The following is a 12,628-nucleotide window of genomic DNA, read 5'->3' on the forward strand; positions in this document are numbered from 1 at the left end:
TAAATCCATGTTGTGCAGTTCGATCACCCCTCAGTATAGCCTTCCGCACTGAATTCTCAGCGCCCTCACCGCTGTAATCGGCGATGTGTCCCCCAACCTTCACGCTTCTCTTTTCAGCCTATTACGCATATAAAAAACTTACTTATCATTTAGTTATATAATTAGCATGCATTTAACTTATTGTTATATATATCATTTTTTATTTATTTTACCTTTGAAAAACATCACCATTGATTTTTATATCACAGTTATATAAATTAGTAGGTATCGCACCTCACAGCTTACTCCGCAGGCGGAGCAGCAAGGGGCGCTACGCGCAAAACCAATTCAAATAACGAGGGTAACGCTATGAACAAGCCTAAATTCTGGCCCGAGTCCCTACTCGTGGGGCTGAGCTGTCTGGCTCTGGTAGCCTGTGGAGGATCTTCCACCAGCTACCAGGACTACGAAGACGAATATGAACCCGTTTACGAAATTCCCGAAGACGAAGATCCCGACGGCGACAACGGCGAGGTTCTGGTCAACGTCACCAATGACGATCCCGAGCTGTTTGACAATGTGATCGCCGACTTCGAAGACGTGGCCTTCATGCAAGACCCCGCCAACGGCTGGGTACTGTCGGGCATCTTTGCCGACGTCAATGACTGGCGCGGGGTCACTAACCGGCCGGAAGCGGCGCGGGTCGGCCAGCGAGCGGTCAGCACCTGTGAAATTGGCGGCAACGACTGTGACTCCAATACCGGCTCGATTCTGACACCACCCTTCACCGTCGAATCGGACTACATCAACTTCCTGATGACCGGCGGCGCCACCGACGTGGGCCTGGAGCTGCGCTCCGCTGACGATGAGTCAGTGCTGGTGTCCTTCCAGCCCGACAGCTGCGGCCGAGCGTTCATTACCGACGATGACGACTGGCATCATCTGGATGTCAGTGCCCTGCGCGGCGAAGAGGTACAATTGTTCCTCTTTGACCACGAAGAAGGCGGTTGTGGCTTTATCAGCTTCGATCACTTCTATCAAAGCGGCAGCGCTATCGGGAACCTCGGCGCGCAGGCCGCACCGCCCCTGGAAGCCGTCAATGTCAGCCTGCCCAGCGACTCTGGCGCCAATATTATCAGCCGTTTTGACGATGCCCTGCGCATGGTTGCGAGCATTGATGAGGGTGGCGAAGGTTGGCAGGCCGAAGGCGACTTCGCCGATCCGCAAAGCGCTGATGCCTGGGAAGGTCCCTCTGCAGATCCCGCTGCCGCCCGCATCGGCGAACGTGCGTTCTCCTCTTGCGCCACCGGCGAAGCCGCATGCGAATCTCTGACTGGCCGCATTGTGTCAGCACCCTTTACCGTCGCACAAAACTATATCCGCTTTCTTGCGGTGGGCGGTTCAGAGAGCAACCAGGATGTCGCCATCAACTTGCTGAATGCATCAAGCGGTGAAGTGCTGGCAAGCTTTACGCCGGAAACCTGCACCAGTCCGTATATGACCGGTGACCAGGACTGGCATCAGTTTGACGTCAGCGATATTCAGGGTCAGCGTATTCGTCTGGAAATCGTCGACGACTCCACCGAGGAGTGCGGCTACATCAGTATCGATCACGCTTATCAGACCGGTAGCGAAAGCTTCACCGGCGAGAGTGGCGATCAGGTAGTACCGGGCTCGGCAGGTATCGCAGAAATTCCTGCAGAGTTCCAAAGCCAGAATGTCGACGTCGCCCCCGACGCCTTCGATGAAGACCGTGTCATCAGCAGCTTTGACAGCCCGACACAAATGATCGAAGACGGCTGGACCGGCACCGGCGCCTTTGCCAATCCCGCCGATGACAACGCCTGGAAAGGCACCACCGCGAGCAGCGGCTCCGCGCGCGTTGGGCTGGCAGCAATCAGCACCTGCGAAATCAATGACAACGCTGAAGGTTGCGACGCACCCACCGGTCGACTGACGTCACCCATCACAAAAATCATTGAAGACTATATCTACTTCCTGATGCTGGGTGGCAACGGTGACGCACCGGTCGGACTGCGTATTCTCGACTCCATCGGCAATGAAGTTCACAACTATACGTCTGCCAAATGCGGCCCCTCGCATATCGAGAGCAACGACGATTGGACCTTTATCGACCAGTCCAACCTGATGAATGCCATGGTTCACTACCAGTTCTACGATGAAGAAGACGGCGGCTGTGGCTTCCTGAGTTTTGACCACCTGTATCAAAGCGACCGCGACCCCTTCGAGGACGACGGCATTCTGCCGGTGGATATGAACAACGGTGGCATGATCATTGTCGACGACCAGCAACTGCAGTCCATCGGCTTCAATGCCTCGCTGCCCTACGCGGACTCCAACGAGAGGGTCATTGGCCGCTTTGATGATGCCATTGCGACGCTCGACGACGAAGGCTGGACCGCCACGGGTGACTTTGCTTCGCCGGGTGACAGCGAAGCCTGGCAGGGCACCACAAGCTCTGACGCAGCGGCCCGGATCGGCGCTGGCGCCGTCAGCACCTGTGAGCTCAATCACAATGCTGACGGCTGTGACGCCCCGACCGGCACCCTGACCTCGCCGGACTTTACCGTCGATGCGGACAAGCCACTGCTGGTGTTCATGATGGGCGGCGGTAACGGTGGCGATGCGGATGTGGGCCTGCGGGTATTGCTCGCCGCTGACGACAGCGAAGTGGCCAGCTACACACCCGACTCCTGCGGTCCATCACACCTGTCCGGCAATCACGACTGGTCGGAAATCGATCTGTCCGATTACGCTGGCCAAGCGGTCAAAGTCGAAATCTATGACAACGAACCCGGTGGTTGCGGTTTTATTACCTTTGATCATGTACACATGAGCAACGGTGAGGCCTATACACCGGAGTAAACCGGCTTTCCGGCCACGTTTAACGGCCCCGGCGCGTCCGGGGCCTTGTTGTGTCCGGTCATAAACCCGAGAGGTCTAGCACATGTTTTTCAAAAGTAAACTCCATTCACTGACCGCCTGCGCCGGATTACTCGCGCTGGTAGCCTGTGGCGGCGGCGGTGGCAGCGGCCCTGCCCCCGACAATGGCAACGGCAATGGCAACGGTAATGGATTCCAGGTGCCCGCCCCCGATGCTGAAGCCGTCTTCCATCTGGATTATAACGAGCTGGTTCAGGGTCAACGGGTCCGCGACCTGGCGAACGACACCGACTACGCCGTCGAGAACCAGTTTATGGCACCCGAACTGGTGCCCGGCGTCGACGGCAGCGCGCTCAGAACCGATGGTTTTTCCACCTGGATATCGACCAACATCAATCTGGCTATTCAGCGCACCATGACGGTGGAGAGCTGGGTTGCACTGGAAAGTTATCCGTCCGATCACGAGGTGCCGCACGCGCACCTGTCCCCCTCGTCTTTTATCAATCAACGCAGTAGCGCGACCGGCTTTTCCGTCGACATCAACACCTTTGGTCAGTGGGAATTCCGCTTTTTTGTCAGTGGCAATGAGTATTCGCTGTTTGTGGAAGAACCCTTTCCCCTGTACGAATGGACCCATATAGCCGCGGTCATCGATACCCCCAACGGAAACGCTCGGCTCTATCTGAACGGCGACCAGGTCGCCAACGAAGCCGTGCCGGTAGACAGCACCATCAATTTGGCCAACGTGCCTCTGGTGATCGGTAAGAGCAATGACGACACCTACATGGGCATCTTCCTGGTCAACGCGCTCAACGGCGCGTTTGATGAAACCCGCATCTACCCGGGCGCGCGCACCAGCGCGATGATCCAGGAGGAATACAGTACGCGTGTGAGCGCTGCCAGTGACCCCATGACCGAAGCCCTGGTGGTGCCCGAGAGCCGTTTTGCCAATGACCTGCAACGCCCTCGCCTGCACGCCATGCCCCCCGCCAACTGGGCCAACGAACCCCACGGCCTGATCGAGGTCGATGGGCGCTACCATATGTTTTACCAGCGCACACCCAACGGGCCCTTTAAAACCCAGATGCACTGGGGCCATATGGTGTCTGATGATCTGGTGAGCTGGGAACACGACCAGGATGCCCTCAGGCCCACGCTCGAGGATTCGCCCACGCAGGGTTTTGATATGAAAGGCATCTGGTCCGGCGATGTGGTGTACGACCAGGGTACCGCCTATGCGTTCTACACCAACGTCAACCATAGCAGCAGCTTTAATCCGGGCATTGCGGTCGCCGTCAGCGATGACGACGACTTGCGCCACTGGGAAAAGCTCGGCCCGATCATCGACACCAGCTCGGTGCAGGACTTCCGCGACCCCTACCTATGGAAAGAAGGTGACACCTGGCACATGCTGATTGGTGCCCGGATTTCCGGCGGCGGCGCACTCGACTACTACCGCTCAACCGACCTGCTCAACTGGACCCGGCGTACCGGCTTTACCGGCTCGGTCGCCTTCAGCCAGCTGGATATCGGCTCGGATATTTGGGAAATGCCGGTGTTCGAACAGCTTGACGGCGACACCTACGTCCTGGTGGTCAACCCGATCGGCGGACAGGTCTCCAAATATGACCAAGACAAGCCCACCCGCGGGGTCTACTGGACTGGCCGCTGGGACGGCAATCGGTTTACGCCGGATTACCTGACCCCCAAAAACCTGGATGTGATTGAAGGACACCTGTCCCCCACAGTCACGCGCCGGGATGACGGCCTGCCGGTCGGTATCGGCATTGTTGACGAACGCCGCTCCTCTCAGGCGCAACTGGATGCAGGCTGGACCCATACCTTCAGCTTCCCACGCCAGTGGTATCTGATGGACGACCGCGAAACGCTCGGTCAGCGGCCTATTGCCGAGCTTGAAGCACTGCGGGTGGCGGACAGCCACAGCCAGACAGCGCCGGGCTCGGTATCAGGCCAACAGGACCCGGGCATTCGCGGACGTATGAAAGAAATCATTGTTGAAGTGGATGCCGACAGCGCTCAGGGGCAATACGGGGTAATCATCGCCAGCTCGGCCGATGGCGCTGAGCGCACGCGCCTCTTCTATGATGCTGATAGCCAGCAGGTCGTCCTGGATAAAACCCGCTCCAGCTTTTCTGACCAGGTGGAAGACAAGCGCTTTTTCAGGGGCGACTATGACGAGGCCGCTTTTGGTAAACCGGAACGTCTGCACATCTTTATCGACCACTCGATCGTTGATGTCTTTATCAATGACAGCGCCGCGTTCTCGTTCCGAATTTATCCTGAAGGCGAGCACAGTGATCATGTCTATCTGCTGTCCCAGCAGGGCGAGACCACGTTTCTCAACGTCGAATCCTGGGATCTGGCGTTACCCCATTGATGCATTGTCGGGTTATCCAGCGCGAACCCGACCGACCCGGACGTCAATGCACTGTTCGTTGAGCGGGTGCCTCACTTGAGGCCGCTGCCTCATGTGTCGGATTACGGCTTTGCCTAATCCGACCTACTTGTGCATTGGCGCGCTGGGTCGGGTTGGGGGCCTTATTGTCGGATTACGGCTGCGCCTAATCCGACCTACTCGAGCAATGGCACGCTGCTTCCCGTAGGTCGGATTAGCCCGCAGGGCGTAATCCGACAACAAACCACCCAAACCCTATTCTCCCCGCCCTTCCTACACCCTTGTGGGCATAAGCTGTATAATCTGCGCCATTCAACATTCACTACAGCGACGTCACAAGGCCACGCACGCATGGATAAAACCTATCAGCCCCACGCCATTGAGCAACAGTGGTACGAAACCTGGGAAAATGCCGGTTATTTCAAGCCCCGGGGCGAAGGCGACCCCTACTGCATCATGATTCCCCCGCCCAACGTTACCGGCAGCCTGCATATGGGCCACGGCTTCAATAATGCCGTGATGGACGCCATGATCCGCTACCACCGTATGAAAGGCGACGACACGCTGTGGCAAATGGGTACCGACCATGCCGGTATCGCCACCCAGATGGTGGTGGAGCGGCAACTGGCCGCCCAGAACATCAGCCGCCACGACCTGGGCCGGGACAAGTTCTTGGAGAAGGTCTGGGAATGGAAGGCTGAGTCCGGTGGCAATATCACTCGTCAACTGCGCCGCCTGGGCTCGTCTCTGGACTGGAGCCGCGAGCGCTTCACCATGGATGAGGGGCTGTCCAAGGCTGTGCAGGAAGCCTTTGTACGCCTGCACGAAGACGGCCTGATTTACCGGGGCAAGCGCCTGGTGAACTGGGATCCGACGCTGCACACCGCCATTTCTGACCTGGAAGTGGAGAATCACGACGAGAAAGGTTTCCTCTGGCACATGCGCTACCCCCTGGCCGACGGCGCTACCACGGCTGAGGGTAAGCCCTATCTGGTGGTGGCCACCACCCGCCCGGAAACCATGCTCGGCGACAGCGCCGTGGCCGTGCATCCGGACGATGAGCGCTATGCCTCACTGATCGGCAAATTTGTTGAGCTGCCCCTTGTGGGCCGCCGAATCCCGGTGATCGCCGACGAGTATGTCGACCGCGAATTCGGCACAGGCTGCGTCAAGATCACTCCCGCTCACGACTTTAACGACTACGAAGTGGGCAAACGCCACGCCCTGCCCCTGATCAATATTCTTGACCAGAACGCGGCGGTGCTCGCCGAGGCGCAGATTTTCAATCTCGACGGCAGTGTCAACGACACCCTCGACGCCACCCTGCCCGGCGCCTATGCCGGGCAGGATCGCTACATCGCACGCAAACAGATCGTTGCCGATCTGGAAGCGGCCGAGCTGATGGACAAGATCGATGATCACGCCCTGAAAGTACCGCGCGGTGACCGCTCAGGCGTGGTGGTGGAACCCTGGCTGACAGACCAGTGGTATGTGCGCACCCAGCCCTTGGCCGAACCCGCCATCGCCGCGGTCGAGAATGGCGATATCCAGTTTGTGCCCAAGCAGTACGAAAACATGTACTTTTCCTGGATGCGGGATATCCAGGACTGGTGCATCTCCCGCCAACTTTGGTGGGGCCACCGGATTCCCGCCTGGTACGACAAACAGGGCAAGGTCTACGTCGGGCGCAACGAGCAGGAAGTGCGCGAGAAGCACAACCTGGGCGCTGATGTTGCGCTTGAGCAGGACGAAGATGTACTCGATACCTGGTTCAGCTCCGGGTTGTGGACTTTCTCCACGCTGGGCTGGCCCGAGCAGACCGAGTTCCTGAAAAAATTCCATCCCACGAATCTGCTGGTCACCGGCTTCGATATTATTTTCTTCTGGGTGGCGCGCATGATCATGCTCACCCTGCATCTGGTCAAGGATGACAATGGCAAGGCCCAGGTGCCTTTTGAAACCGTGTATGTGCACGGCCTGGTACGTGACAGCTACGGCCAGAAGATGTCCAAATCCAAGGGCAACGTGCTCGACCCCCTGGATATTGTCGACGGCATCGATCTGGAGACCCTGGTACAGAAGCGCACGCAGGGCATGATGCAGCCCAAGCTGGCGAGCAAAATTGAAAAGCAGACCCGCAAGGAATTCCCCGAGGGCATCGCCGCCCACGGCACCGACGCCCTGCGTCTGACCTTCTGCTCACTGGCCTCTACCGGCCGGGATATCAAGTTCGATATGGGCCGGGTTGAAGGCTACCGCAACTTCTGCAACAAGCTGTGGAATGCCACCCGCTACGTGCTGATGAACACGGAAGAGCACGATTGCGGCCAGGACGGCAGCGAGGATTATGAACTGTCCCTGGCGGACCGCTGGATCGTCGCGCGACTGCAGCAGGCCGAGAAATCCGTGACCCAGGCGCTTGACACTTATCGCCTGGATCTGGCTACCCAGGCCCTGTACGAGTTTGTCTGGAACGAGTACTGCGACTGGTATCTGGAACTGTCCAAACCCATTTTGTGGGACGACAATGCCAGCGCGGCGCAGAAGAAAGGCACCCGCCGTACCCTGATTCGGGTACTGGAAGCGATCCTGCGCCTGGCGCACCCGCTGATTCCCTTTATTACCGAGGAAATCTGGCAGCGCATCAAGCCGTTGGCAGGCGCCAAAGGCGAAACCATCATGCAGGCCGCCTACCCCGTTGCCGATGAAAGCAAACTCGACCCGCAAGCGGTTGACGACATTGAGTGGCTGAAGAAAGTCATTCTGGGCGTGCGCAACATTCGCGGGGAGATGAATATTTCCCCCGCCAGAAGTGTGCCCCTGTTTATCCAGCACGGCAGCACCGAAGACCAGCGCCGACTCGAACAAAATCGGGCCGCTTTGACCAAGCTTGCCTCCCTCGAAAGCGTCACCTGGCTCAATGCCGGTGAGGAGGGCCCTGTATCTGCCACAGCCCTGGCCGGCGGCATGGAGTTGCTGGTACCCATGGCGGGATTGATCGATAAAGACGCTGAGCTGGAGCGCCTGAACCGGGAAATCGCCAAACTGGAGAAGGACGCCGAGCGTACCCAAGCCAAACTGAACAACAGTGGCTTTGTGGATAAGGCGCCCGTGGAAGTGGTGAATAAGGAACGCAATCGCCTGGCGGAGCTGCAGACGGCGCTTGAAAAACTGCGTGAGCAGGCTCAGCGGATTGCCGATTTGTAGTTTTTTGCGTGGGTGTTTTGAGCGGGTGAGGTGGCTCAGGTGTCGGATTACGGCTGCGCCTAATCCGACCTACTGGAAAGGGCGTGGGTTCTGTTGTCGGATTACGCTACGCTAATCCGACCTACGGGAAAGGGCGTGCCATTGTCTGAGTAGGTCGGATTAGCCGAGGGCGTAATCCGACAATGAGGCACCCGCCCCTTTCAATCCCCGAGGCCCACACTCACGACCTGATTCCGACCATGCTCTTTGGCTTGATACAGCGCGGCATCGGCGCGCTTAAGCAGGCTGGCAAAGCTGTCGTCCGCCTCCATCACCGTAACGCCCACACTGATGGTCAGGCCTTCCGGAATCACAAAGGGGTAACTTTCGATCTGCGCGCGCAAACCCTCAGCAAAAGCCTGTGCACCGCCGGCATCCGTTTCCGGCAACAGCACCAGAAATTCCTCACCGCCCCAACGCGCCAAAATATCGCTCTTACGCGTTGCACCCCACAACAGCCGAGCCACCTCGCGCAGGACTTCGTCACCCACATTATGGCCATGACGGTCATTCACCCGCTTAAAGTAGTCGACATCGAAAAGTACAACAGCAAAGTGAGTGCCATAGCGGTGGACGCGCTGAATATTCTGCCGAATGTGCCCCTCCAGATAACGGCGATTCCACAATCCGGTCAAGCTGTCGTGATGGGCTTCATAGGTCAAGGCATCAACCAGTGACTCGCGGGTTAGTGCGCTCGCCACCAGCCCCGCCACTACCTGAACCATGGCGATATCGTCCTCGGGCCACTGTCGCGCCTGACGCACCGCATCAAAGCCCATGAAACCGGTAAACTGGCCGTCCTGTATGATCGGCACCAACAGGATTGAATGGATACCGCCGGCTTCCATAATGGCCGTCAACTGGGGCGTGAGGGTTTGGCTCGCCAGTTGATCCACCACCACCCTGTGATCCCCTTGAAGCGCTTCGAGCCAGTCCGACTGGTACTCTACAGGAAGTGTCTGCAGATCCTGCTGCTGAGGTGCGATCCCCGGAGCACACCATTCGTGGCTATTACGCAACGTCTCGTTGCCAGGGTTGTAGAGAAAAACATAAGCCCGATCAGCACGAAGATGCTCGCCCAGTAAACCCAGGACGTCGGTAATTGATTTCTGAGTTTCCGCCGGTGCCCGAGTGAGCAGGTGGCGGCTGATCTGACTGACCAACCGCTCCAGTTGCAAGCGCGCTTTGACCCGTTGCTCAGCCGTGATCTTGGCGGTGACATCTGCGGCTGTCGAGCTGATATAGAGGCGCCCATCCAGGGTGATCGGCTCAAGAAAGACATCCTCCCACAGGAGGCTGCCGTCAGACAGGGGGGTGCTCCATAAAAACCGCTGCGGCCCCTGCTCCGCCGCCCGAGCAAACCATGTCCGCATATCATCCCAGCTGCAAGGCGGTTCGCCGAAGGCATCCGGATTGAAAATGAAGCCCTGATTGATGCCGTGAATATCATCGACCCGGAAGCTGGCAAGAGCAGAGTCATTGGCATACAAGACCTCCAGAGTCTGCGGGTGATGAATCATCACCGAAACAGGCATGTGATCTATCAGGGCCTGAAGCGTTTCGGCGTTGAGCGAGAGTGACTGGCCGGGAGCCTGATTCGCGGTCATAGTAGACTACTGCATAGGAGTTTCAGTACAGTCTAGGTGAAAATTGCGCCAAAGGGAAAGCTTGAAGCTGAGCTCAGTTTTCCCGGGCGGGAAACACCTTCAGCCACTTATGCTCTCAAGAGGAGCTGGAGAACTGAAAAAGGCCCCAGCGTATCACCGGGGCCTGTGTATCAGGATCAATAAACATCGATAAATCAGTGTATTAGCGCCAAATCGACTTCAACTCCCAGGCCTCTGCCGCGTTGACCGAGGCACGGCCGCCTTCGCTGTACATAAACAAACGCCCGTGGCCCGTATGAGGGAAATAGCGGTTGGCAAACACCGTTTCGCCATCGTTACCAAAGACTTCAACCATGGATGTATCGAAATAAACCCGCAATCGAATCCGGCCGTCGGGGGCCGTCATCGGACCCCGGTGCAGCGCAGGGAAGTCCTGGTGGAAAGCCGTATGCCCTGAACGGCGACGATCTACCCGCAGTTCGGCCGCCGCGACATCATAACTGATCACCAGCTCATGGTTAGGGCCCGTCACCAGACGCAGACCAACCTCCTCCGCGTCGCCCAGCTCAAATTCCAGCTCCACTTCGGCGGTATTCGCCCGAAAATCCCCACCGGTGATTTCCAGCTCTTGGCCATCGAGCGCGACCGGCTCGGACAAGTGGTAAGCCGTGCGGCTACGCAAAGCTTTTACTTCCTCAACCGGCTCCTGAAACAGTTGCACCTGGTCGCCGACGGTACGCAACGTCATCTCTCTGGCCAGGCTCATACTACCGCGCCAACCTTCGGTAGGAATGGCCCCGGCGTAGCGCCAGTTGCTGGCCCAGCCGATGGTGACCCGCCGGTCATCGGGCATATTTTCCCAGGTGAAGGGGGCGTAAAAGTCGGCGCCGTGGTCCATCCAGAGTTCGCCGGTCTGTGGCTCAAACGCCTCGCCGGAGAACCAGATGTGATCCACATTGATGTGACCCCAGTCGCCGGCATTGGCGTCGATGACCCGGAGTTGACCGGTCTGGCCGACATAGTCCTCGACGTGAAAGCTTTCCCACTCCAAATGCTCAGCATTGCGGCCGGTCGCGGAACGCACCCGCTCCCCGTCGATGTAAAGATTAAAGGTGGTTTCACCCTCAGGCGAGTCCGCCGGATGGCGGCCACCCCCGATCAGGAAATGAATGTATCCGTGGGTAATCTCGAACTCGTCAGAGGTGAGCGTACCGGTGGTTTCGTCGCCGCCCAAAAAGCTGTTCACCAGGGCATCGCCCAAGTAGCCTGTGACTGGCTGCTGGCCGTGCAGGGCGCCCTGGGCAGGAGCATCCCCAAAGGCGTCACCGGTGGCGGTCCACTGCCCATAGCCGGATTCGAAATCCTCGAACAGAACGCCCTCGTCCAGCTCAGTCATCGGATCGTCGACCACATTGTCGGCGGTAAAGTGGGTGCCATCGAAATCGCCGATAAAGTACTGCACGCCGGAGCCGCCATTGGGCGCGCCGCCATCACCCACACTCAGCAGCATGACCCACTTCTGATTATTGGGGTCACCGTCCACCGGCAAGCGCGACAGGTCCGGCATTTCCCAGATGCCACTGACTGAATTGGCGGGCCCAAAGGTGCTCGCCAGCGCCCAATCCACCAGATTGGTGGACTCATAAAAGGCCACCTGGCGATCGATGGAGAGGGTCACGGCCATAATCCACTTGTCTTGCTCACCGTCGGTGTACTTGAAAACCTTGGGGTCGCGAAAATCCGGGTGCCCAATGTCCACCACCGGATTGCCTTCGTAAAAAGTCCAGGTCTCACCGTTATCCGTGCTGTAGGCCACCGATTGAGCCTGGACCGAGTTGCCAGGATGATCGGGTGAGCCCTGAGGGTAGTGACTGGTGTAGAACGCCAGAATCGCGTTCTCGCCAAAGCCCGCAGCATTGTCGTGATCGACAATGGCAGTACCGGAGAAGATCATTTCGCTGACAGCACCCGAGCCGTCGGTCTGGTAAGGCAACTTCACGCCCTGCTCTTCCCAGTGCACCAGGTCGGTACTGGTGGCGTGCGCCCAGGACATATAGCCCCATTGATCGCCGTTGGGGTTGTACTGATAGAACATATGGTAAGTGCCGTCCAGGTACACCAGACCATTGGGGTCATTGAGCCAGTTTTCCTGGGGCGAAAAGCGTTGCTGTAGACGATAGTCTTCGGCATACAGACCGGAATCGGCACTGTCGTTGGGTCCATCGCTGGACGTAACAGCGGTGTTTGTACTGCCGCAGGCCATAAGCGTCAAAGCGCAGCCGATTGGGGTCAAGAGCATCAAAAAGCGGGACATAGGAGATCCTTTATTTTTGCATTATGTCAGTGGTCTCTATGATTACACACGCCTCCTCACTAATTCAATCACTGTGCGTTAATTATTGTAATGGACAGATTAACCTTTCAGCCATAAAAAAACCGCCCCTGTCGGGACGGTTTCTTGTATGGCGGAGAGGGA

At 57.9% G+C, this 12,628-nt stretch carries 5 protein-coding genes; 3 read left to right on the forward strand and 2 right to left on the reverse strand.

Going from position 1 to position 12,628, the window contains the following annotated elements:
- Positions 1-348: 348 nt before the first annotated feature.
- The 3 genes from DKW72_RS15535 to DKW72_RS15545 all read left to right on the forward strand — a co-directional run bounded on the left by DKW72_RS15535 (position 349) and on the right by DKW72_RS15545 (position 8,506).
- On the forward strand, positions 349-2,865 hold the full coding sequence (locus DKW72_RS15535; RefSeq protein WP_111643309.1) for a hypothetical protein: 2,517 nt from the start codon (positions 349-351) through the stop codon (positions 2,863-2,865).
- 82 nt (positions 2,866-2,947) lie between these two features.
- Positions 2,948-5,281: a GH32 C-terminal domain-containing protein gene (locus DKW72_RS15540; RefSeq protein ID WP_111643310.1), complete on the forward strand. Its 2,334-nt coding sequence runs from the start codon at positions 2,948-2,950 to the stop codon at positions 5,279-5,281.
- A 369-nt stretch (positions 5,282-5,650) separates the two neighbouring features.
- On the forward strand, positions 5,651-8,506 hold the full coding sequence (locus tag DKW72_RS15545) for a valine--tRNA ligase (protein ID WP_111643311.1): 2,856 nt from the start codon (positions 5,651-5,653) through the stop codon (positions 8,504-8,506).
- Between the two features lie 200 nt (positions 8,507-8,706).
- Here the strand turns inward: DKW72_RS15545 and DKW72_RS15550 are convergent, their stop codons facing one another.
- Both DKW72_RS15550 and DKW72_RS15555 read right to left on the reverse strand, forming a co-directional pair.
- A complete protein-coding gene (locus DKW72_RS15550; protein WP_111643312.1) occupies positions 8,707-10,152 on the reverse strand; it encodes a sensor domain-containing diguanylate cyclase in 1,446 nt (481 codons plus the stop codon).
- Positions 10,153-10,354: 202 nt separating this feature from the next.
- Positions 10,355-12,466: a glycoside hydrolase family 32 protein gene (locus DKW72_RS15555; RefSeq protein ID WP_111643313.1), complete on the reverse strand. Its 2,112-nt coding sequence runs from the start codon at positions 12,464-12,466 to the stop codon at positions 10,355-10,357.
- Positions 12,467-12,628 lie beyond the last annotated feature (162 nt).

The organism is Marinimicrobium alkaliphilum, assembly GCF_003259155.1.
Classification (GTDB): domain Bacteria; phylum Pseudomonadota; class Gammaproteobacteria; order Pseudomonadales; family Cellvibrionaceae; genus Marinimicrobium_A; species Marinimicrobium_A alkaliphilum.

Coding starts and splice junctions, on each gene's coding strand:
- DKW72_RS15550 (WP_111643312.1), bottom strand. CDS start 10,152: ATGACCGCGAATCAGGCTCCCGGCCAGTCACTCTCGCTCAACGCCGAA.
- DKW72_RS15545 (WP_111643311.1), top strand. CDS start 5,651: ATGGATAAAACCTATCAGCCCCACGCCATTGAGCAACAGTGGTACGAA.
- DKW72_RS15555 (WP_111643313.1), bottom strand. CDS start 12,466: ATGTCCCGCTTTTTGATGCTCTTGACCCCAATCGGCTGCGCTTTGACG.
- DKW72_RS15535 (WP_111643309.1), top strand. CDS start 349: ATGAACAAGCCTAAATTCTGGCCCGAGTCCCTACTCGTGGGGCTGAGC.
- DKW72_RS15540 (WP_111643310.1), top strand. CDS start 2,948: ATGTTTTTCAAAAGTAAACTCCATTCACTGACCGCCTGCGCCGGATTA.